This window comes from Micromonospora sp. IBHARD004, assembly GCF_052814115.1.
In genome coordinates this window covers 6,500,604-6,522,294 of the sequence record NZ_CP199934.1, presented here as the reverse complement: position 1 = coordinate 6,522,294, position 21,691 = coordinate 6,500,604, and the positions used below count along the sequence as shown (strand labels likewise).

The window sequence follows — 21,691 nt, the reverse complement described above, 5'->3', positions numbered from 1 at the left end:
CGGCGGTCTTCAGCCGGCCGGTGCGAACCGGCGAATCCGCGCCGCGGGTGACCCGAGGGTCCGTACGACGAGGAGGCGCTCCGGTCGGCGTATCTGGGACCCTGGTCGCGGGAGGACGTGGCGAAGCTGCGGGGAATCTGCGACGGGCTGGTCGGGCACTTCGCCCTCGCGGCCCGCCACGGCGACGCCATGATCCGCTACCTCTCCTGACCGGCGCTGATCAGTCGGCTCGACGTCAGGACGAGTTTCCCGCCGCCCGCCGTGACTAGCATCGGCGGCGATGGAGTTGCTGGAGCGGGCCGGCCCACTCGACGCGCTGGACGAGCTGCTGACGGCCAGTGCCGCCGGTGGCCGCATCGCGCTCGTCGCCGGCGAGGCGGGCGCCGGCAAGTCCGCCCTGGTCAACGCGTTCACGGCGGCGGCCGGGGCCCGGGCCCGGGTGCTCCAGGGCGGCTGCGACCCGCTGCTCACCCCGCGCGTCCTCGGCCCGCTGCACGACATCGGCCGGCAGGTCGGCGGCGCGCTCGCCGAGCGGCTCGCCGACAGCCGGGCTGGCGACGGGCGGGAGGGCGAACGCCGGGGCGCGCTCTTCGACGCCCTCCTCGACGAGCTGGCCGGCCCCCGGCAACGCCGCCGACCGGTGCTGGTGATCGAGGACGCGCACTGGGCGGACGAGGCCACCCTCGACCTGACCGCGTTCCTCGGCCGCCGGCTGGCCGGCTGCCGCGCCCTGCTGGTGCTCACCTACCGCGACGACGAGGTGGGTCCGGAGCACCCCCTGCACGCGGTGCTCGCCGGGCTGCCCCGCGCGCTGGTGCGCCGGCTGCCGCTGCCCCCGCTCTCCACCGCCGCCGTCGCGGAACTGGCCCGCCGGGCCGGTCGCTCCCCCGCCGGCCTCTACCAGGCCACCGGGGGCAACCCGCTGCTGGTCACCGAGGTGCTGGCCGCCGCCGGGACGGACGTCCCGCCGACCGTACGCGACCTGGTGGCCGCCCGGCTCGCCGCGCTCAGCCCGGCCGCGCGGGAGGTGGCCCGGCTGGTGTCGGTGGTGCCGTCCCGGACCGAGTCGCAGCTGCTCGCCGGGGAGCCGGCGGCGGCCGTCGAGGAGTGCCTGGCCGGCGGGCTGCTGGTGCCGGCGGAGGACGCCGTGCGGTTCCGCCACGAACTGCTCCGCCGGGCGGTCCGCGACGGCCTCTCCCCGGTACGCCGCGCGGCCCTGCACGCGGCGGTGCTGGCCCGGCTCGCCGACCGGTCCGACGTGGACGTCGCCCGGCTGGTGCACCACGCGCACCACGCCGACGACGCGACGGCCGTGCTCCGGTGGGCGCCGCTGGCCGCGCGCCGGGCCGCGGCGGTCGGCGCGCACCGGCAGGCCGTCGCCCACTACGCGGTGGCCCTGCCGCGCGCGGCCGGACTCCCGGCGGCGCACCGGGCGGAGCTGCTGGAGGCGTACTCGTCCGCCGCCTACCTCGCCGGGCTGGGCACGGAGGCCCTCGCCGCCCGACGGCAGGCGCTCGCGCTACGCGAGGCCGACGGCGACGCCGTCCCGATCGGCGAGAACCTGCGCTGGCTGTCCCGGCTCTGCTGGTGGACCGGCGACAGCGTGGCCGCCCGCGCGGCGGCCACCCGGGCGGTCGAGGTGCTGGAGTCGGCGCCGCCCGGCCGGGAGCTGGCCATGGCGTACAGCGGGATGGCGCAGCTGCTGATGCTGGCCGACCGGGACGAGGAGGCGATCGACTGGGGCGGCCGGGCGCTCGCGCTGGCGGCCCGCATCGGGGATCGGGACACCGAGGCGCACGCGCTGGTCAACGTCGGCTCGGCGCGGCTGCAGCGCGGCGATCCGGACGGCGTCGAGCTGCTGGAACAGGCGCACGTCCGGGCCGCGCTCGACGGGCTCGACGACCACGCCGCGCGGGCCCTGGTCAACCTGGCCACCATGTCCGTCGAGCGGTACGACCTCGACGCGGCCGGCGCCCGGCTGGACCGCGCGCTGGAGTTCACCACCGGGCGGGACCTCGACGGGTACGCCCGCCACCTGCTCGGCTACCGGGCCCGGCTGCGGCTGCTCCGGGGCGACTGGACCGGCGCGCTGGCCGACGCCGAGAGCGCCGTCGCCGGCTCCGGGCAGCCCGGCGGCAGCCTGGTGCCGGCGCTGCTCGTCCGCGGCCTGCTCCGCTCCCGGTACGGCCATCCGGCGGCGGCGGACGAGCTGACCAGGGTGGCCGGGTGGGCGTACGGCACGGGCGAACTCCAGTTCGTCGGCCCGGCGGCGGCGGCCCTCGCCGAGCACCACTGGCTCGACGGCGAGCCGGAGCGGGCCGCCGCCGAGGCCCGGCGCGGCTACGAGCTGGCCGTCGCGGCGGGACAACCGTGGTCGGCCGGGGAGCTGGCGTACTGGCGGTGGCGGGCCGGGGAGCTGGCGTCGGCGCCGGAGGTGGCCGCGTCGCCGTACCGGCGGCTGCTCGACGGCGACTGGGCCGGCGCGGCCGACGAGTGGCGGCGCCTCGGCTGCCCGTACCGCCGGGCGGAGGCCCTGGCCTGCGGGGACGCGGAGGCGGCGGGCGAGGCGCTGCGGCTCCTGGACGCCCTGGGCGCGGTCCGGACGGCCCGCCGGCTCCGGGCCGAGCTGCGCGGGCGCGGCCTGGCCCGGGTGCCGCGCGGCCCGCGACCGGCGACGGCCGCCAACCCGCCCGGGCTGACCGCCCGGCAGCTGGAGGTGCTGGCGCTGGTCGCCGACGGGCTCAGCGACGCCGAGATCGCCGCGCGGCTGTCGCTGTCGGCGCGCACGGTCGGGCACCACGTCTCCGCGGTCCTCGGCAAGCTGGCCGTGCCCAACCGGGGGCAGGCCGCCGCAGTCGCGCGCCGGCAGGGGCTGGTGCCGCCAACATAGGTGGTTCTCCCCATGTCCGGCCGCCGCCGCAGCCCTAGCGTCACCGGCAACCGACCGGAAGGTACTGCCATGACCAGCACGATCGACCTGGCCGCCGTCAAGGCGCGGCAACAGCAGACCTGGGCCAGCGGCGACTACGGCGCGGTCGCCGCCCACATCCACCTCGTCTCCGAGCTGCTCGTCGAGGCCGCCGACCTCGCCGCCGGCGTGACCGTCCTGGACGTGGCGACCGGCACCGGCAACGCGGCGATCGCGGCGGCCCGCTGCGGCTGCCGGGTGACCGGCGTCGACTACGTACCGGAGCTGCTGGAACGCGCCCACGCGCGGGCCGCGGCGGAGCGGCTGCCGGTGACCTTCGCGACCGGTGACGCCGAGCGGCTGGCCTACCCGGACGCCTCGTTCGACGCGGTGCTTTCCTGCGTCGGGGTGATGTTCGCGCCGGACCAGGAGCGCGCCGCCGCCGAGCTGGTCCGGGTCTGCCGGCCCGGCGGCACGGTGGCGCTGGCCGCCTGGACGCCGGAGGGCTTCATCGGCGACCTGTTCCGCACGGTCGGCCGGCACGTCCCGCCGCCCGCAGGGCTGCGCGGGCCGGTCGAGTGGGGCCGCGAGGAGCGGCTGGCCGAGCTCTTCGGCGCGACGCTGCGCGACGTGCGGGCCACCCGGCGGACCTTCGTCTTCCGCTTCACCGCGCCGGAGGAGTTCGCCGACTTCTTCCGGGTCAACTACGGGCCGACGCTGAAGGCGTTCGAGGCGCTCGACGAGTCGCGACGGCCGGCGCTGCACGCCGATCTGGTCGGGCTGGCCCGCCGGTACGACCGCTCCACCGACGGCACCGTCCGCATCCCGGCGGAGTACCTGGAGGTGGTGGCGACCCGGGCGTGACGCCTGGCCGCCCCGCGACGGCGGCTCAGTCGTGCAGCTCGGTGCGCGCCACCTCGGCGAACGCGGTGGTCAGGTAGCCCTCCAACGGCCGGCCGGTGGCCGCCAGCAGGTCGGCGACGAGAAGTGGGGCGTGCCGGGCGATCGCCGCCGGGTCCGGCGGGGTGTCGTCGTCGCCCGGGTCGTAGACGCCTAGGGCGCTGGCCAGCAGGATCAGCAGCACGTGCGGGTCCACGTCGGGCCGCCACGCCGCCACGTCCCGCACGCAGCGTTCCAGCACCTGTCGTACGTCGTCGCCGTCCAACCCGTCCGGGTGGGTCTCCTCCAGCAGTAGCCGGACCACCCCGCCGAGCACCAGACCGGCCCGGTCGGTGCCGGTGAGCCGGTCGACCGCCGGCTCGTACGCCCCGGCGTCCCGGGCCCGGGCGGCGGCGACCGCGTCGGTGGCGGCGACCGCGATCTCGCGGGCCGGGGCGGGCAGGTGTCGCCAGGTGACGGTCACCGGCCCAGCATCCCAGACCGGGTGTGGTTGCTCACCCGGCGGCCCGCCGGTACGCGTGGCCGCCGATAAACGGCTCGCGGGGCGTCGTACCCACCGCACAGAATCCAGGCATGCTGCGCCGCGCCCTACCTGCCCGCCCGGAAGCTCGTCGGATCCTGCTCGGCACTCTGCTCTCGGCCGTCGGGCGCGGCCTGACCCTGCCGTTCCTCTTCATCTACCTCACCGACGTGCGCGGGCTGACCGACACCCGGGCCGGTCTGGTGATCGGCTGGTTCGGCGCGGTGACCCTGGCCCTGTCGCCGGTGGGCGGCACGCTGATCGACCGGTTCGGGGCCCGCCGGGTGGTGCTGCCCTGCCTGGTGGTGGAGGCCGTGGGCACCGGCTCGCTCGCCCTGGTCGACTCGACCGCGTCGGCGTTCGTGGTCGCCACGCTGATCGCGGTGGGCGGCTCGGCGCTCTGGTCCGGGCAGACCACCATCCTCGCCTCGCTGACCGACGACGGCGAGCGGCAGCGCGTCTTCGGCCTCCAGTTCGCCCTGCTCAACCTCGGCATCGGGGTGGGTGGCCTGATCTCCGGCGCGGTCGTGGACACCGCCCGGCCGATCACCTTCCAGGCCATCTACCTGCTGGACGCGCTGAGCTACCTGATGCCGGGGCTGATCCTGCTGACCCTGCCGCACGTCGGCCGCCGGCTCGCCGCCGCCTCGAGCGCCGGGGACCGGCCGTCGACCGGGGGCTATCTGACCGTGCTGCGGGACCGACCGTTCCGCCGCCTGGTCATCTTCGGCCTGGTCCTCACCACCTGCGGGTACGCGCAGATCGAGGTGGGCTTCACCGCGTACTCGGTCCGGGTGGCCGAGGTGACGCCGCGGGTGGTGGCCTGGGCGTTGGCCGGCAACACCGTGATGATCGTGCTCTCCCAACTGCTGGTGATCCGCCGGATGGAGGGGCGCAGCCGGACCGGCGGGCTCGCCGCGGTCGGCGCGGTCTTCGCGACCGCCTGGCTGGTGCTCGGCGCCGCCGGCCTGATCGGTACGGGGAACGCGCTGGTCGCCGCGCTCGGCGTGGTGGCCTGCGCGGCGATCTTCGGCTTCGGCGAGACGATGCTGTCGCCGGTGATGCCCGCGCTGACCAACGCGCTCGCCACCGACGAGCTGCGCGGCCGGTACAACGCGATGAGTTCGATGATCTTCGGGGTCAGCGGGATCATCGGCCCGGTCACGGCCGGCCCGCTGATCGGCGCGGCCGACGGGAAGATCTGGGTGGTGGTCGTGGTGGCCGGCTGCCTGACCGCCTCGGCGCTGGCCCTGTCGCTGCGCCGGCTGCTGACCCCGGCCCAGGACGGCCGCCTCACTCCGGCCCCGGTCCCCGCCCGGGACCCGCAACCCGCCGCCCGCTGACGACCGGCCGGCGGAGACGTGGGCCGGTGGGCCGCGACTTCGGGAAAGTGGTGTATCGGCGGCACCTGGAAGCAGCAACTTCCCGGACGTTGGTTGATCTTGAAGCAGAATCGCACGGGCAGAGCGGGTGGCGGGAATGCGAACGGGCCCCGGAGCGGATGCTCCGGGGCCCGATGCGGTGAGGTCTGCCGTCAGGCGGCGGCCGGGACCTCGGCCGTGGTGCGGATCCGGTCCAGCGTCGGCGCGGAGACCGGCGACTTCTCGGTCAGGTACGCCACGAAGGCGTCCAGGTCGATCATGCCGGTGACCAGGTTGGTGCCGCCCTTGAGGACGGTGAACCCGTCACCGCCGCCCGACAGGAAGTTGTTCACCGTGACGCGGTAGGTCGCGTCGGCGCTGACGGCGGTGCCGCCGATGGTCAGGCTGCCGCGGACGATTCGGCTGCCGGCGCACGGGTCGGTGGCCGGACCGGTGGTGCCGTTCAGATCCACGACGTAGCGGACCGTCGACGACGGGAGGAGCACCGGGCCAGCGACGAACTGCTGCTCCAGCAGGCAGTAGAGCTGCGCGCCGGTCAGGTCCAGGGTCACCAGGTTGTTGGTGAACGGCTGGACCGTGAACGCCTCCTCGTACGTGACCGGGCCGGCGTCCAGGTCGGCCCGGACGCCGCCGGGGTTCATGAACGCGGCGACCGCGCCCTGCTCGTCGTCGGTGGCGGCGAGCTGCGCATCGGCGATCAGGTTGCCCAGCGGCGACTCACCGCAGGACCCCTTCACCACCTTGTAGTCGCACGGGGCGGTCCCGATCAGGACCTCCGGGGCCCGGATGATCGGCTCGGTGGTCGCGCCGACCTGCTTGATGGCGACCGGGCCGAGGGCGGTCTTGTACCGGCCGATCAGGTCGGTCTGCGCCGGGTCCTTGGCGACGGTCCGGGTGACCACGACGTTCTCCGCGCTGGCGGTGAGCACGTCACCGGTCTTCCGGTCGATCTGCAGGTCGATGTCGGTGACCAGGCGGCCGAAGGAGCTGGCGCTGGTCACCAGCTTGCCGTTGATCTCGCAGTTGTACGCCTGGTGGGTGTGCCCGCTGACGATCGCGTCGATCGACGGGTCCATCTGGTTGGCGATGTCCACGATAGGTCCGCTGAAGCCGGCGCAGCCGTTGATGTCGGAGCCGGTGGTCTGGACGCCGCCCTCGTGCAGCAGCACGACGATGCTCTCCACGCCCTGGGCGCGCAGGATGCGGGCGTACTTGTTGGCCGTCTCCGCCTCGTCGGCGAAGGTGAGCCCGGCGACGCCCTGCTGGCTGACGATCTCCGGGGTGCCCTCCAGGGTCATCCCGATGAAGCCGACCTTGACGCCGTCGACCTTTTTGACCGCGTACGGCGGCAGCAGCGGCTGCCCGGTCGCGGTGGTGAACGCGTTGGCGGAGAGGTACTGGAAGCCGGCGCCCGCGAACGGGGTGCCGTCGGCGCAGCCGTCGACCGGGTGGCAGCCACCGTTCTGCATCCGCAGCAGCTCGGCGGAGCCCTCGTCGAACTCGTGGTTGCCGACGCTGGCGAGGTCCAGCCCGGCCATGGTCAGCGACTCGATGGTCGGCTCGTCGTGGAAGGCCGCGGAGAGCAGCGGGGAGGCGCCGATCAGGTCACCGGCGGCGACCGTGATGGTGCGCTCCTGCTCCTCCTCGGTGGTGCCGCGCAGCTTGGCGAGCTGGGTCGCCAGGTACTCCGCGCCACCGGCCGGCTGCCCGGCGATGGTGCCGCTGGAGCCGGTCGGCGGCTCCAGGTTGCCGTGGAAGTCGTTGATGGCGAGCAGCTTGACGTCGACCGGCTTGGGACCGGCCTCGGCCTGGTTGGGGTTGACGGCGACCGTGCCGAGCGCGGTCGCGGCGAGCGCGACCAGGCCGACGGCGGCCCGGCGCATCCCGGGGACGGACATGGAACTCCTCGTGAGAATCGGCGCGTGACGGTCCGGACGATGGTTCGCCCGGCGACCCTGATCCGTGCCGTGACAGGGGATCGATGGCGGGTGACGGCGATCGGGGGATGCCGCCCCGCCGGGGCAAGCTTGCCATCCGACACGCGATCGGTCGACCGGGGCAGCACAACAGAACCGTGGATCCGGACGGCGACCTGCACCGGTCTGCCCGACGAGTCCGACATGACCGGCAGGTGAATTCCTTCAGGGCCGCCCGCTGTCGGGGGGCTCGACTAGAAAGTAACCATGACTCCCGACGGGACGACCTGGACGGTGGGCTCGGCCAAATCCGCCGACGGCACCGCGATCGCCTACGAGACCGCCGGCGAGGGGCCGCCGATCATCCTGATCGGCGGTGCCTTCAACGACCGGTCGACCACCCGGGCGCTGGCCACCGCGCTGGCCACCGACTTCACGACGTACGGCTACGACCGCCGGGGCCGGGGCGGCAGCGGCGACACCGCGCCGTACGCGGTGCAGCGCGAGATCGAGGACGTGGCGGCGCTGATCGAGGCGGCCGGCGGCACGGCGTACGTCTACGGCCTCTCCTCCGGCGCGATCCTCGCCGCGTACGCGGCCGCCGAGGGGCTGCCGATCGCCGGGCTGGCCCTCTTCGAGCCGCCGTTCCGGGTCGGGCCGGAGGGCGGCCCGAAAACGGACCTGTCGGAGCGGCTCACCGAGCTGGTCTCCGCGGACCGCCGGGGCGACGCGGTCGAGCTGTTCCTGACCGACGCGGTGGGGGTGCCCGCCGGGGCCGTCGCCGGGATGCGCGGGATGCCGGAGTGGTACTGGATGGAGGGCCTGGCGCACACCCTCGCCTACGACACCACGGTGACCGGTGACGGCGCACTGCCCGCCGCCCGGCTGGCGACGATCGCCGCGCCCACCGTCGTCGTCGACAGCACCGGCAGCCCGCGGTGGCTGCGCGACGCCGCCGCCGCGACGGCCGACACGATCCCCGGCGCGACCCACCGGAGCCTGCCCGGCGGTTTCCACGAGGTCCCGCCGGAGGAGCTCGCCCCCGCACTCCACGCCGACCTGCTCCGCTGAACGGTCACGGCTCCCCGCAGAGCGTCGGATCGTTCGGGGGGTCACGAGCGCGGCGCCGGCTCCCAGGGACGGGGAACCGGCGCCGCGGCCAGGTGGGTCAGCAGGAGGTGTAGCTGCCGCTGCTGCCCCAGGAGCAGGAGTCGATCTGGGTGCCGGCGGAGTTGCGGATGTACGCCGCGTCGCCGGTGTTGTTCCAGATGTACGCGCCGGAGCCCCAGTACCGGTGGGTCGAGGTGTTGGTGCCCTTGCCGGTGTGGATGTAGACACTCGCGCCGGGGGCGAGGCGGAAGTCGCTGCTGAACTTGTAGACGTGGCTGGCCTTGTCGCGCAGCGTCCAGTACTTCAGGTTGTAGGTAGTGCTGCGCCGGTTGGTCAGCCGGACGTACTCGGTGTTGAGGCTGGGGTTGGAGCCGGTGTCGCTGCCGGGCGAGTTGTAGTAGACCTTGGTGATCTCGATGGCCGGGGTGGCGGCCTGGGCGGGCCCGGCCACGGCCAGCGAGCCGCCGACCGCGACGGCGAGCGCGGCCGTGAAACCGATCAACCTCTTCTTCACACGATCCCCCACTTGCTGGTGGCCGGCGGACGGGTGCCGGCGCGAAAGTCCCGTGCTGTCCACGGGGGACCGACGCTAGCGATGCCCTCCGGAAATGTTTGCCCTGAACAACCTTCTCAGCGGCAAATACATCCGGCGGGCGGAGTCGGGGAGTCCGGAGTGATGATCATGCGTCCGGCGATCGGCTGCCGACCTCCGGCTGGCCGGGACGGAAGCCGGGCCGGCCGGTCCACCGCCCGACCCGTTCAGCGGCGGCGCCGGACGGTCGGCCGGTCGTGGCACCTGCTCCGGGTCGGGGCGCAGCGTCCGATAAGGATCAGAAGTGAGAAATTCTCTGCGGTTTGGGGCGATCGCCACGGGTACCGGATTGGCGCAAGGGCAATCCAACGGAAGGAAGAATTCATGCGCGCAGCAAGGTTCCGTACCGCCTTCGTCGCCCTGACCGCCGCCACGGGGTTGGTCCTCGGTGGCACCGGCGTGGCTCAGGCCGCCCCGGTCACCCAGCAGGCTCCCACCGTCGCGCCGGCCGCGTCCACGGTGAGCACCCCGGTCACCGGTAGCTTCACGGACGCGCTGGGTGGGGCCGGCACCTTCGCCGGCACCTTCACTCCGACCCGGTTCGTCAACCAGAACGGGCAGTTGGCCGCGGTCGGCACACTGACCGGCACCCTGACCAACTCCGCGGGCACCTCGCTCGGCGCCGTGACCCAGCAGGTCACCGTGCCGGTCCAGGTCAGCGGCACCTGCGACATCCTCAACCTGGACCTCGGCCCGCTGGACCTCAACCTGCTCGGCCTCCAGGTACACCTCGACGAGGTCGTGCTCGACATCACCGCCCAGCAGGGCCCGGGCAACCTGCTCGGCAACCTGCTCTGCGCGGTCGCCGGCCTGCTCGACAACACCGGCGGCGCGAGTGGCGGCCTGAACGGGCTGATCTCCCTGCTCAACCGGATCCTCTCCAACCTCTGACGGAGCTGACCCACCCTCGGAGCTGAGGTCGGAGGCCGCCGGGATCAGCCCGGCGGCCTCCCCTTGTCCATACCGCGTCGGCCCCTTCCGATCAGCTGCAGCGCCAGACCGTCGGCCTGTTTTCGCCCGGCGGCTCCGCACGCACCGCGCCCAGGATGCTGCCCGCGTCGTCGATCAGCACCGGCTGCGGGCCGTACTCCGGATTCGAGCCGGCGGGCAGCGGCACCGGCCGCGCCGCGCCGTCCCGCTCCACCAGCCGCCAGCCGCCACCGGGCACGCCCACGAGCAGCCGCCCGTCCGGGCCCGCGACAACGGAGAAGTGGTTACGGGTGTCCAGGCCGTGGTAGACGAAGAGCGTTCCGGTACGGATGTTCCACATTGCCGGCGGCGACTTCTCGCTACGACCTGTACCGGGAATGATCCCGGCCACCCAGTCACCCCGCAACGGCGACTGGTCGCCGCTGAGGCCGCCCGGGGCCCAACCGGCGGGGGCAGGCATTACCACGATGCTGCCATCCGTCCGCCACAGGCGAACCTTCCGATCCGTCTTCGCTCCGCCGCGCTGCACGGTCTCGATGCCGACGATCGTGCCGTCGCGGGTCCAGCCCAGGACGTTGTACGAGCCGGGCGCCCCGAACACCCGCGGCGGTTGGTCCGACCCAGCCGACCAGACGACCGGGGCACCACCAGTGGCGCGATAGGCGACCCCGAGGACGTCGCCCCGGTCGTTGACGGCAAGCGCGCGGCCGCCGTCGTACCCAGGCGGCAGCCTCAGGTCCGACAACTGCCCGTCCTGGTAGAGCCGCGGAACACCGGGCTTGTTGTCATCGGCGTCTCCCCAGCCCACCACCAGGCCGCTCGCGTTCACCGCGATCGGCGTGAAGGGAACCCTCTTCGGCAACTCATGGAGGGACGGCTCACCCCGCACCCACCGCACCAGGTAACTCCGCAGCCGGTCCACCGCCTTGTTGCTCACGCCCGCGGTACCGATCAGGATCCGTCCGCTGGCGTCGGCGGCCACGACCCTCGGGAACCACGCCTCCTGCGGCACCGGGTACTGCTCGAAGGTGCACGACGCCGCCGTGCCGCTCATGGTGACGGTGACCGGTACGACGGTGGGCGCGGGCCGGGTCTCTGTCGGCTTGGCGGAGGGCCGGCCGGTGACCGGCGCGAGGCCGTGGCCGCGTCCGTCCCGGCCCAGCACCACCACCGAGCCGCCCCCGACGGCGAGCACCGCCACCGCCGCCAGCGCCACGGTAAGCCGTCGCCGGCGCCGGTCCGCCCGGCGCACCGACCGCAGCACCGCGCCGACGTCCACACCGCTTGGGGGCACGGGGGCCCGGGTCAGCACCCGGCGGACGGCCTTGCCGGCCCGCTCTTCGTCCCAGGACATGTCATCTCCCCGCTCGGTTGTCGGTGCAGGCGTCGAGGTCGAGCCGGCGGCGCAGCGCCGCCAGGCCTCGCGAGGTGTGGCTCTTGACGTTGCCCGTGGAGCAGTTGAGCAGGCTCGCCACCTCCGCCACCGAGAGGTCGCAGGCGAACCGCAGCGTCAGCACGGTCCGCTGGGTGCGGGGTAGGCCGGCGAGCAGGTCGTCGACCGCCTCCCGCTCCTCGATGCCCGGCGTGCCGGGGGCCGGGCGGTCGGGTGCCTCCGACAGCAGCCGCACCCGCCACCAGCCCCGACGCCGGTCGTCCAGGTAGGTCCGCACCAGCATCTGGCGGACGTACGCGTCGGTGTTGTCCACGGTGGACACCCGGTGCCAGTGCCGGTACAGCTTGGTGAGCGTGATCTGCACGATGTCGTCGGCCCGGTGGGCGTCGCCGCACAGCAGGTACGCGGTCCGGTGCAGCACGGGTAACCGAGCGGTCACGTACTCCACGTACTCGATCTCGTCCTCGGCCCGCATGCCGCTCCTCTCCGGGACCTCCGCACCGATGACGGTCCGCCGTCCGGCTCGGGTTGCAGCCGGACATATCGCCGCCGAAGCGGACGGTTCACCCGGCGCGCAGGCCCGCCACCAGCTCCCGCAGCGCCGCCGGCGCCCACCGGCCCGCCACTCCCGGCCGCCCGGCCAGATAGCGCGTGATGCGGTCGGCGTCCCAGCCATGCGCCTCGGCCAGCCCGCGGGCCAGCATCCCCAGGTAGACCTACGTCCGCAGCCCGCCCGGCGGACGCCCGCCGGTCAGGTACCAACCGAGCCGCGCGGCGTGCAGGTTCGACCCGTACGCGACGTACCAGAGCCGGTCCAACGCCTCAGAACCAGCAGGTCTGCCCGGCGGCGTGGCTGACCTGGACGGTGTGCGTGACGCAGCCGCCGTCCGCCACCCGGTGCAGCAGGAACGCGGTCGGCTCGGCGACCAGGCCGATCTCCTCGTCGTCGCTCATCGTCAGGGTGGCCTGCACCCAGGTGCTCGGCGCGGTGGTGAGCACCGTGCCGGCGAAGGCGGCGGTGACCGGGCGGTGCAGGTGCCCGGCGGTGACGCGGACGACGTGGGGGTGCCGGCCGATCACCTCGGCGAGCGCGTCGGAGTCGGCGAGCCGGATGGCGTCGGCGGCCGGGACGCCGACGGCGACCGGCGGATGGTGCAGGCACACAACGGCCGGCACCTCCGGCCGGCCGGCCAGCACCCCGTCGAGCCAGGCCAGCTGGTCGTCGCCGAGCCGCCCACCGCTGCCGCCGGAGACGAGCGAGTCCAGCACCACCACGGTCCCGTCCGGGTGGTCGACGTGGTAGTACGCCGAGAAGCCGCCGCCCAGGTAGGGCGTGCCGCCGAAGGTGTCCAGCAGCGACTCCCGGTCGTCGTGGTTGCCGGTGGCGAGGTGGACCGGCAGCGGGAAGCGGCCGATGATCTCGCGGAGCGCGACGTACTCGTCGGTGCGGCCGCTGTTGACCAGGTCGCCCGTGATCACCACGCAATCCGGGCGGGGTCGCAGCGCCAGCACCCGGCCGAGAGCGCGGTGCAGCCCGGCGGCCTGCTCGGCGGCGAGCGGGCCGGTGGTCACGTGCGGGTCGCTGAGCTGGGCGATGAGCATCGACGCCTCCTCGGGCCCGGGACCCTCACGCTATCGCCGACCACCCCCGCCGCGCGGCCCCGTCGTACCCACAGGCCGCGTCCACAGCCTGTGGATAGCACATGTGTGCGAAGGTCGCCGCGCCGCTCGCTGGGTACCCTTGATCGCGCCCCCCGGCGTCGGCCCGGGCCCTCCCACCAGGAACGACGTGGATCACGAGCGAGTCATCCGAGACGTCACGGTCCGCCTCCCGATGGCGTCGACCGCCCTGGAGGCGTGCCAGTGGACCGTCGCCGCGCTCGCCCGGCACACCCCGGCCACCATCTCGATCCTGCTCCAGGTCCACGACCGGCTGCAGTGCGTCGCGGCCACCGGCGCCTGGCAGGTCTTCTCCACGGTGCCGCCGAAGACGGGCATCGTCGGCCGGGTGTACACCTCCGGCCAGCCCGCCACCGTCGCGGACGTCACGACCGACCCCGACTACCTCCCGGTCCGCCCCGACGTGACCGCCGAGGTCTGCGCGCCGGTGCTGGACCCGGCGGGGCGGCCGATCGGCGTGCTCGACCTGCAGTGGAGCGGCCCGGTGGAGCTGGGCCCGTGGCGGAGGACCGCGGAGCGGGTCGCCGCCCGGCTGGGTGCCCGGATCACGGCGCTCGGCGGACCGCCGGCCGAGAGCCGCAGCGAGAAGTTGCTCCGGCACGCCGCCGCGATGACCTCCGCCCCCACCGACTGGGACCTGATGACCGCCGCGATCACCGCGGCCCGGGACGTCTCGGCCCTCTCCGCCGCCGTACTGGTCCTCACCGGCCGGCGTGGCGCCCGGCTCGGCGCGCCGACCAGCGCCCCCGGTGAGCTGGAGGCGCGGATTCGCGCCGAGCTGACCGAGGCGGGCGCCGGTCCGCTCGGCCGGCTGATCGTCCGGGCCCACCGGCACGGCGCGGCGTACACGCTGGGCGAGGCCGGGCACCCGCCGACCGACGACTACCTGCCGCTCGCCCGCGCGGGGGCGCGCACCCTGGTGGCGGTGCCGGTCGGGCCGCCGGACACCGGCGGGGTGCTGCTGGTCGCGGACGAGCGGCTGCTCCGGCCCGACCCGACCACGATCAACCTGATGGAACTGCTGGCCGGGCAGGCGTGGACCTGCCTGGACCGGCTGCGCACCCTGGCCCAACTGCGCGAGCAGGCCAGCTCGGACCCGCTCACCGGGCTGCGGCACACCGGGCCGTTCGGAAAGCGGATCGCGACCGCCACCCCGGGGCGTACCGCCCTGCTGGCGATCGACGTGGACGGCTTCAAGGACGTCAACGACACGTACGGCCACCAGGCCGGCGACCGGCTGCTGGTCGGGCTGGCCCGGGCGCTGGAGGAGGCGCTGCGGCAGGGCGACGAGTTGTACCGGATCGGCGGCGACGAGTTCGTCGCGGTGATCGAGGTGAACCGCCCCGAGGAGGCGGTCCGGATCGCCGAGCGGCTCACCGAGGCGGCCCGGCGCACCGGCCGCACCATCAGCGTCGGCGTCGCCCTGCCCCAGGCCGGCGAATCCCCCGAGCTGACCCTCCGCCGCGCCGACCAGGCCCTCTACGCGGTCAAGCGCCACGGCCGCGACGGCGTCCGCCTCGCCGCCGCCTGACCCCGAGCGGGTCGGGCGCCGCTGGTCTTTCTGATCCACTCCATCTCGCCGGGGTGGGGATCCGGGCGTGACTGACACCGCCAGGTTGGCGATGTGGAGTCGATCAACGCCGGATCAGGGCTGGGTGAATTCCTTGGCGAGGAGTTCGGCGATCTGGGCGGTGTTCAGGGCGGCGCCCTTGCGGAGGTTGTCGCCGGTGACGAAGAGGTCGAGGGCCCTCGGGTCGTCGACGGCGCGACGGATGCGGCCGACCCAGGAGGGGTCGGTGCCGACGGCGTCGATCGGCATCGGGAACTCGCCCGCGGCCGGGTCGTCGACCAGGATCACGCCCGGCGCGTTGCGCAGCGCCTCGCGGGCGCCCTCGGCGTCCACCTCGGTGGCGAAGACCGCGTGCACGGCCACCGAGTGGCCGGTCACCACCGGCACCCGGACGCAGGTGGCCGAGACCTTGAGGTCGGGCAGCCCGAGGATCTTGCGCGACTCGTTGCGCATCTTCATCTCCTCGGACGACCAGCCGCCATCGGCGAGCGAGCCGGCCCAGGGCACCACGTTGAGCGCCAGCGGGGCCGGGAACGGCCCCAGCTCGTCGCCGACCGCCTGCCGCACGTCGCCGGGGCGCGAGCCGAGCACCCGGTCCCCGGCGATCTTGCCGAGCTGGGCGTGCAGCGCGTCCACGCCGGCCTGCCCCGCCCCGGAGACCGCCTGGTACGAGGCGAGCACCAGCTCGCGCAGGCCGTACTCACGGTGCAGCGGCGCGATCGCCACGATCATCGCCAGGGTGGTGCAGTTGGCGTTGGCGATGATGCCCTTGGGGCGGTTGCGGACCTGCTCCGGGTTGATCTCCGGGACCACCAGGGGGACGTCCCGGTCCATCCGGAACGCGCCGGAGTTGTCCACCGCCACCGCGCCGCGGCTCACCGCGATCGGCGCCCACTCGGCGGAGACCTCGTCGGGCACGTCGAACATGGCCACGTCGACCCCGTCGAACGCCTCCGGCGTGAGGGCCTGGACGGTCAGCTGCTCGCCCCGGCACTGCACCTGCCGCCCCACCGAGCGCTCCGAGGCGAGCAGCCGGATCTCACCCCAGACGTTGCGCCGGGAGGAGAGCAGCTGGCACATCACCGTGCCGACGGCACCGGTCGCCCCGACCACGGCGAGGGTTGGCAGCGACGACATCCGCGCTACCGCCCGGTGCCCGCGTAGACCACGGCCTCGGCGTCGCCGCCCAGCTCGAAGGCGTCGTGGATGGCCCGGACCGCCTTGTCGAGGTCGGTGTCCCGGCAGACCACGGAGACCCGGATCTCGGACGTGGAGATCATCTCGATGTTGACCCCGGCCGCGCCGAGGGCGGCGAAGAAGCCGGCCGCGACGCCGGGGTGGGACCGCATGCCCGCGCCGATCAGGGAGACCTTGCCGACGTGGTCGTCGTAGAGGAGGCCCTTGAACTTGACCACCTCCTGGATCTTGCTGAGCGCGGCCATCGCCGTCGGGCCGTCCGTCTTGGGCAGCGTGAACGAGATGTCCGTCCGGCCGGTGCCCTCGGTGGAGACGTTCTGCACGATCATGTCAATGTTGATCTCGGCACCGGCCACGGTGTCGAAGATCCGCGCGGCGGCGCCCGGCTCGTCGGGCACGCCGACGATGGTGATCTTCGCCTCGCTGCGGTCGTGGGCGACCCCGGTGATCAGTGCCTGTTCCACAGGAAGGTCCTCCATCGATCCGGTGACCATCGTGCCGGTGTTGGTCGAGTATGACGAACGGACGTGGATCGGCAACCCCGCGCGCCGGGCGTACTCGACGCTGCGCAGGTGCAGCACCTTGGCGCCGCAGGCGGCCAGCTCCAGCATCTCCTCGTAGGTGATGTGCTTGATGTGCCGGGCGTTCGGCACGATCCGCGGGTCGGCGCTGAAGATGCCGTCCACGTCCGTGTAGATCTCGCAGACGTCCGCCTCGAGCGCGGCGGCGAGCGCCACGGCGGTGGTGTCCGACCCGCCCCGGCCCAGCGTGGTGACGTCCTTGGTGTCCTGCGAGACACCCTGGAAGCCGGCCACGATGACCACCGCGCCCTCGTCCAGCGCGCCCTTGAGGCGGCCCGGGGTGACGTCGATGATCCGCGCCCTGCCGTGCACCGAGGTGGTGATCACGCCGGCCTGCGAGCCGGTGAACGAGCGGGCCTCGTACCCCAGGTTGTGGATGGCCATGGCGAGCAGCGCCATGGAGATCCGCTCCCCGGCGGTGAGCAGCATGTCCAGCTCGCGACCGGGGGGCAGCGGGCTGACCTGGTTGGCCAGGTCGAGCAGCTCGTCGGTGGTGTCCCCCATCGCGGAGACCACCACCACCACGTCGTCGCCGGCCTTGCGGGCGGCCACGATGCGCTCGGCCACCCGCTTGATCCGCTCGGCATTGGCGACGGAGGACCCGCCGTACTTCTGCACCACGAGTGCCACGACGGTGCACTCCCTCCCAGCGACCCTGAGCGTGCCGACGCCGCCGGGTTCCGGTCCGGCGGCGCGTGTCAGACCTCATCAGCCTATCGGGCGGCACGAGCCGCCGGGTCGGGTGATCCCACCATCCGGCCCGGTGAGGGCCGGCTCACCAGGGCGGAACCCGCCGGCGGGAGGGTGGCGCGACACGCCGGGACGGCAGCCGTACGGCGGGCTCCCGACACCCGTCCCCGCACCGCAGAATGTCCCGGTGCACGCTCACCTCCGCGCGGCCCGGCGACTGACCGGCGTCCTGGCGATCACCCTGCCGGCGCTCCTCGCCGCCTGCACCGCCGACCAGCCGACACCGGCCCCGCTCGCCACCGCCGACCCGGTGCCGGCCGGGGTGGACGCGGCCCGCGACGAACTGGCCGCGCTGGCGGCCGCCGCGCAGGACCGCCACCTCACCGCGCGGTACGCGTTCGGCACGGCCGACGCCCCGGACCGGACGGTCGTGGTGACCAGCGCGAACGACGGGACCTGGCGGGTCGACGTGCCGGCGTGGGGGCTGGGCGGCGCGGTGGACGTCTCGCTCGCCGCCACGGCGGACGGGCTCTTCCAGTGCGCCCTGCCGTCGGCGGGCCGTCCGGAGCCGGCCAGCTGCGTACGCCTCGGCGACCCCGACGACGCCGTGCCCCGGCGGCTCGATCCCCGGGTGCAGCACCCGTTCACCGACTGGCTGGAGGTGCTCACCGACCGGCGGGCCCCGCTGGCGGTCTCCCCCGCCACCGCGCCGGCCGGGGCCACCGGCCAGTGCTACTCGGTCGAGTCGACCTCCGCCTCGCTGAACTCCCCGCTGGACGTGGGCATCTACTGCTACGGGGCGGACGGGACGCCGACCGCGGTCCGCGCCGACTTCGGCACCCTCAAGCTGGCCGGCGAGCCCGGCCCGGCGCCGGCCACGGTGCAGCTCGCCGGGCCGGTGGTGGAGGGCGACCCGGTCGGTCGCGGCGCGCCGTCCCCGTCCGACAGCCCGAGCGCGGGAACGCCCTGACCCTGGGTCACGTTACGGGTGCTCTTCGCCACATCGGTCCGGGCCGCATCACGGGGCGAATCCCCCATAGGGGACTCTTACCCCATGGCCGACCTCACCCCGCTGCTCGCCTTCCGCTGGAGCCCCCGGTCCTTCGACCCGGACGCCGAGCTGGCCGGCGACGAGGCGTCCTCGCTGCTGGAGGCCGCCCGCTGGGCCCCGTCGGCGGGCAACGCCCAGCCGTGGCGCTTCGCCCTCGGGCACCGGCAGGACGAGACCTGGAAGCGGATCCTGGTCAGCCTGGCCGCCGGCGACCAACGCTGGGCCCGGCACGCCTCCGCCCTCGTGGTCGGCGCGCACACCGGCGGTGACGGCGAACGGGCCGCGTACGACCTGGGCCAGGCGATCGCCCACCTGACCGTGCAGGCCACCGCACTCGGCCTGCACGTGCACCAGCTCACCCGGTTCGACCGGGCCGGGCTCGCCGCCGAGCTGGACCTGGCACCGGACGTCCGGCCGCTGGTGGTGGCCGCTGTCGGGCGACTCGGCGACCCGTTCGCCCTCCCTGAGGAGCTGCGCCGCCGGGAGACCGAACTGCGCCACCGCTACCCGCTCGCGACGCTCCTCCTCCGCTGACCGCCCGCGCGGTCGGGGTCAGTCCCCCCGGCTGGCCCGGAGCAGGACCGCGGCGGCCTCGGTGCCCCGGTAGAGGACGTGCCGGCCCTGCCGGGACCGGGTAACCAGCCCGGCGGCGTGCAGCGCGGCGAGGTGCTGGGAGACGTTCCCGCAGGACATTCCCGTCCGCCGGGCGAGGTCGGTGGTGGTCGCCGCCGCGTCGAGCAGGTTGAGCAGCGCCGCCCGCCCCGACCCGACCACCCGGGCCAGGGGGTCGCCCGCCGCCGCCGGGGGCGTCTCCCAGAGGGTGGCCACCGCGCGCACCGGGTACGTCCCGCCGGGCGGCGAGTCCTCCAGCAGGTTCCACAGCACCCGTCGGTCGGTGAAGATGCCCGGGTTGAGCGCCAGCCCCCGGCCGCCCAGGTCGAAGTCGAGCTGCCAGGGGTCGTCGCTCACCACCCGGTCGCCCACCCAGCGCAGGCTGGCGTGCAGCTGACCGAAGAGCTGCCCGGCGCCGCCCTCGGCGAGCAGGGCGGCCCGGTGGGCGATGTCCGCCTCCAGCAGCGCCCGGATCCGGGGCCACTCCGGGGCGATCGCCTCGTCGTACCAGACCCGCAGGGCGGTGACCAGCTCCGGCAGCCGGCCGGCGGGGTCGTCGCGCAGCGCCTGCCCGAACGGGCTCAGCGGGCGCGCGGGGATGGTGGCGAGCAGGTCCCGGACCACCACGTCGGGCGGGGTGGCGGCGATCTGGTCGAGCTGCTCGGCCAGGTCGGCGTCGGGACGGGCCGCCGGCGGGGTGAGGAAGTCGGGCAGCCAGCCACGCGGCCGGGTCAGCTCGACCAGCGGACGCACCCGGACGGCCACGTCGGGGCGGCGGATGATCACCCGGGCCTGGTCGATCCAGGGCAGGTGCACGGCGTGCCGGACCGGATCCTCCAGCGCCCACATGCTGGAGACCGTCTCCCAGACGGGCGAGACGGCGAACCGCACGCCCGCGACGTCGGACGCGCCGAACCGCAGCTGCGACATCCTCCACCCCCGACGAGAATTCGGTTCAGCCTAAAAGGCTCGACCGGTGGGTGGGGGGCACGGTTTGCTCATCGACCATGGGGACCAGGGACACCATCCGCACCGCCGTCCGGCACGTCGTACCGCCGGCCGGGCTGACCCGCGCCCTGGCCCTGCAGGCCATGGTGTACGCCGTCGGCAACGGCCTGTTCCAGGCCGGCAGCGCGGTCTTCTTCACCCGGGCGCTGGGGCTCAGCCCGGCCCACGTGGGCCTCGGCCTCTCGCTGGCGGCCGGGGTGTCCCTGCTCGGCACCGTCCCGCTCGGCGGGCTCACCGACCGGTACGGGCCCCAGCGGGTCTGGATGGTCGGGCTGCTGATCGAGGCGGCGCTCTTCGGGGCGTTCCCCTTCGCGGGCGGCTTCGCCGGCTTCCTCGCCGTGGTGGTCGCGATGGCCGTGGTGGACGCCGCGTCCGGCGTGGCCCGGCAGGTCTACTCGATCAACGTGCTCCGTCCAGAGGAGCGCGTCACCGCGCTGGCGTACCAGCGCTCGGCGTTGAACGTCGGGTTCGGGCTCGGCGCGGTGATCAGCGGCTTGGTGCTGGCCGTGGACACGATGGCGGCGTACCGGGGGATGGTCTGGTTCGTCGGCTCGGTGATGCTGGTGACGGCGGTCTTCGTCCGCCGGCTGCCCCGGATCCCGGAGACCACCCGCCCGACCGAGCCGATGAGCCGGCTGGCGGTGCTGCGCGACCGGCCGTTCATGGCGGTGGCCGTGCTCTCCGGGCTGCTCACCGCGCACCAGACGCTCTACCTGACGGTCATGCCGCTCTGGGTGCTCAGCCGCACCGACGCCCCGAAGACGGTGATCGCCGCGCTGGTGCTGCTGAACACCGTCCTCGTCGTGCTGCTCCAGGTCCGGGCCAGCCGGGGCGCCGACACGGTGACCGGGGCGGCCCGGGCCAGCCGGCGGGGTGCCCTGCTGATCGCCCTCTTCTGCCTCGTCCTGCCGATCTCCGGGGTCACCGAGGGGGTGCTGACCGTCGTCGTGCTGGTGGCCGCCGCGGTGGTGCTGACCGTCGCCGAGCTGATCGAGTCGGCGGGGTCCTGGGGGCTCACCAGCACCCTGCCGCCGGCCGCCCAGCGCGGCGCGTACGTCGGGGCGTTCCGGCTGGGTGGGCAGCTCCAGTTCCTGGCCGGCCCGGCCGCACTGACCGCGCTCGGCGTCACCACCGGCGGCTGGGGCTGGCTGGTGATCGCCGCGCTCTTCGCGGTCGCCGCCACGGCAGCGGTGCCGCTGGTGGACTGGGCCGCCCGCACCCCCCGGCTCGGCGACCCGGCACCGGCCGACGGAACCGCGACGGTGCCGCCCGACGGGACCGGGACCTCGCCGCGCGCCGGGACCGCGACCGCGCCGGACCGGGCGGACGCGGACGGGACCGCGGTCGTGTCGAGCTGACGGCCGGCCTAGCGGCCGCGGGCGGCCCGGGCCATGTCCAGCGCGACGGGGAGCGGCACGCTGGACAGGTAGAACGCCTCGCCGGTGGCCTTGTCGACGGCGACCGGGCCGATCCCGGGCGGCGGCGCGTCGTCCGGGGAGCCGGAGGCCATCGCCCGCCGGGTGGTCCACTGGAGCACCCAGCACCAGCCCTGGTCCTCGACCCCGCCGGTGAGAACGGCGTCCGGGACGCCGGGCGGGGACGCGGCGAGCAGCCGGGTGGCGGCGTCGCGGGCCTGCGTCACGTCCATCGT

20 protein-coding genes are annotated in these 21,691 nt (G+C 74.5%); 9 read left to right on the top strand and 11 right to left on the bottom strand.

Annotated features, from left to right (window positions below):
* Positions 1-280 precede the first annotated feature (280 nt).
* Positions 281-2,890, top strand: coding sequence for an ATP-binding protein (locus ACTWO6_RS31750; RefSeq protein ID WP_446217341.1), 2,610 nt, complete (start codon positions 281-283; stop codon positions 2,888-2,890).
* 69 nt (positions 2,891-2,959) lie between these two features.
* Positions 2,960-3,772: a class I SAM-dependent methyltransferase gene (locus ACTWO6_RS31745; RefSeq protein ID WP_446217340.1), complete on the top strand. Its 813-nt coding sequence runs from the start codon at positions 2,960-2,962 to the stop codon at positions 3,770-3,772.
* A gap of 25 nt (positions 3,773-3,797) precedes the next feature.
* Here ACTWO6_RS31745 and ACTWO6_RS31740 read toward each other — a convergent pair whose 3' ends face one another.
* Complete coding sequence (locus tag ACTWO6_RS31740) at positions 3,798-4,271, bottom strand: hypothetical protein (RefSeq protein WP_446217339.1); 474 nt, start codon at positions 4,269-4,271, stop codon at positions 3,798-3,800.
* Between the two features lie 110 nt (positions 4,272-4,381).
* On the opposite strand from ACTWO6_RS31740, the gene ACTWO6_RS31735 reads away from it, so the two are divergent.
* Positions 4,382-5,671, top strand: coding sequence for an MFS transporter (locus tag ACTWO6_RS31735; protein WP_446217338.1), 1,290 nt, complete (start codon positions 4,382-4,384; stop codon positions 5,669-5,671).
* Between the two features lie 191 nt (positions 5,672-5,862).
* Here the strand turns inward: ACTWO6_RS31735 and ACTWO6_RS31730 are convergent, their stop codons facing one another.
* A complete protein-coding gene (locus ACTWO6_RS31730) occupies positions 5,863-7,608 on the bottom strand; it encodes a bifunctional metallophosphatase/5'-nucleotidase (RefSeq protein ID WP_446217337.1) in 1,746 nt (581 codons plus the stop codon).
* 285 nt (positions 7,609-7,893) lie between these two features.
* On the opposite strand from ACTWO6_RS31730, the gene ACTWO6_RS31725 reads away from it, so the two are divergent.
* Positions 7,894-8,697: an alpha/beta fold hydrolase gene (locus ACTWO6_RS31725; RefSeq protein ID WP_446217336.1), complete on the top strand. Its 804-nt coding sequence runs from the start codon at positions 7,894-7,896 to the stop codon at positions 8,695-8,697.
* Between the two features lie 97 nt (positions 8,698-8,794).
* On the opposite strand, the gene ACTWO6_RS31720 is transcribed toward ACTWO6_RS31725, so the two are convergent.
* The gene (locus tag ACTWO6_RS31720) at positions 8,795-9,238 is read right to left on the bottom strand and encodes a lamin tail domain-containing protein (protein ID WP_446217335.1); all 444 of its coding nucleotides are present in this window, start codon (positions 9,236-9,238) and stop codon (positions 8,795-8,797) included.
* A gap of 414 nt (positions 9,239-9,652) precedes the next feature.
* Here ACTWO6_RS31720 and ACTWO6_RS31715 point away from each other — a divergent pair, with 414 nt between their 5' ends.
* Complete coding sequence (locus tag ACTWO6_RS31715; protein ID WP_446217334.1) at positions 9,653-10,219, top strand: hypothetical protein; 567 nt, start codon at positions 9,653-9,655, stop codon at positions 10,217-10,219.
* Positions 10,220-10,310: 91 nt separating this feature from the next.
* Here ACTWO6_RS31715 and ACTWO6_RS31710 read toward each other — a convergent pair whose 3' ends face one another.
* The 4 genes from ACTWO6_RS31710 to ACTWO6_RS31695 all read right to left on the bottom strand — a co-directional run bounded on the left by ACTWO6_RS31710 (position 10,311) and on the right by ACTWO6_RS31695 (position 13,253).
* Entirely contained in the window at positions 10,311-11,612 is a 1,302-nt protein-coding gene (locus ACTWO6_RS31710; protein WP_446217333.1) for a hypothetical protein, read from the bottom strand.
* A gap of 1 nt (position 11,613) precedes the next feature.
* Complete coding sequence (locus ACTWO6_RS31705) at positions 11,614-12,126, bottom strand: SigE family RNA polymerase sigma factor (RefSeq protein WP_446217332.1); 513 nt, start codon at positions 12,124-12,126, stop codon at positions 11,614-11,616.
* 88 nt (positions 12,127-12,214) lie between these two features.
* Positions 12,215-12,355 carry a hypothetical protein gene (locus ACTWO6_RS31700; protein ID WP_446217331.1) on the bottom strand — a complete coding sequence of 47 codons (141 nt, stop codon included), beginning with the start codon at positions 12,353-12,355 and terminating at the stop codon, positions 12,215-12,217.
* A 118-nt stretch (positions 12,356-12,473) separates the two neighbouring features.
* Positions 12,474-13,253, bottom strand: a complete 780-nt coding sequence (locus tag ACTWO6_RS31695; RefSeq protein WP_446217330.1) for a phosphodiesterase — start codon at positions 13,251-13,253, stop codon at positions 12,474-12,476.
* Between the two features lie 232 nt (positions 13,254-13,485).
* Between ACTWO6_RS31695 and ACTWO6_RS31690 the strand changes: the two genes are divergently transcribed.
* Positions 13,486-14,862: a diguanylate cyclase gene (locus ACTWO6_RS31690; RefSeq protein ID WP_446217329.1), complete on the top strand. Its 1,377-nt coding sequence runs from the start codon at positions 13,486-13,488 to the stop codon at positions 14,860-14,862.
* A gap of 114 nt (positions 14,863-14,976) precedes the next feature.
* On the opposite strand, the gene ACTWO6_RS31685 is transcribed toward ACTWO6_RS31690, so the two are convergent.
* Together ACTWO6_RS31685 and ACTWO6_RS31680 are read right to left on the bottom strand one after the other, a co-directional pair.
* Positions 14,977-16,038 (bottom strand): aspartate-semialdehyde dehydrogenase, encoded by a 1,062-nt coding sequence (locus tag ACTWO6_RS31685; protein ID WP_446217328.1) that lies wholly within the window; start codon positions 16,036-16,038, stop codon positions 14,977-14,979.
* A gap of 5 nt (positions 16,039-16,043) precedes the next feature.
* Complete coding sequence (locus tag ACTWO6_RS31680) at positions 16,044-17,309, bottom strand: aspartate kinase (protein ID WP_446217327.1); 1,266 nt, start codon at positions 17,307-17,309, stop codon at positions 16,044-16,046.
* 247 nt (positions 17,310-17,556) lie between these two features.
* Here ACTWO6_RS31680 and ACTWO6_RS31675 point away from each other — a divergent pair, with 247 nt between their 5' ends.
* Together ACTWO6_RS31675 and ACTWO6_RS31670 are read left to right on the top strand one after the other, a co-directional pair.
* Complete coding sequence (locus ACTWO6_RS31675; protein WP_446217326.1) at positions 17,557-18,339, top strand: hypothetical protein; 783 nt, start codon at positions 17,557-17,559, stop codon at positions 18,337-18,339.
* Positions 18,340-18,423: 84 nt separating this feature from the next.
* Positions 18,424-18,954 carry a nitroreductase family protein gene (locus tag ACTWO6_RS31670; protein WP_446217325.1) on the top strand — a complete coding sequence of 177 codons (531 nt, stop codon included), beginning with the start codon at positions 18,424-18,426 and terminating at the stop codon, positions 18,952-18,954.
* 18 nt (positions 18,955-18,972) lie between these two features.
* Here ACTWO6_RS31670 and ACTWO6_RS31665 read toward each other — a convergent pair whose 3' ends face one another.
* Positions 18,973-19,962, bottom strand: coding sequence for an ArsR family transcriptional regulator (locus ACTWO6_RS31665; protein ID WP_446217324.1), 990 nt, complete (start codon positions 19,960-19,962; stop codon positions 18,973-18,975).
* A gap of 77 nt (positions 19,963-20,039) precedes the next feature.
* Here ACTWO6_RS31665 and ACTWO6_RS31660 point away from each other — a divergent pair, with 77 nt between their 5' ends.
* On the top strand, positions 20,040-21,398 hold the full coding sequence (locus ACTWO6_RS31660) for an MFS transporter (protein WP_446217323.1): 1,359 nt from the start codon (positions 20,040-20,042) through the stop codon (positions 21,396-21,398).
* A gap of 8 nt (positions 21,399-21,406) precedes the next feature.
* Here the strand turns inward: ACTWO6_RS31660 and ACTWO6_RS31655 are convergent, their stop codons facing one another.
* The gene (locus tag ACTWO6_RS31655; RefSeq protein WP_446217322.1) at positions 21,407-21,688 is read right to left on the bottom strand and encodes a hypothetical protein; all 282 of its coding nucleotides are present in this window, start codon (positions 21,686-21,688) and stop codon (positions 21,407-21,409) included.
* Positions 21,689-21,691 lie beyond the last annotated feature (3 nt).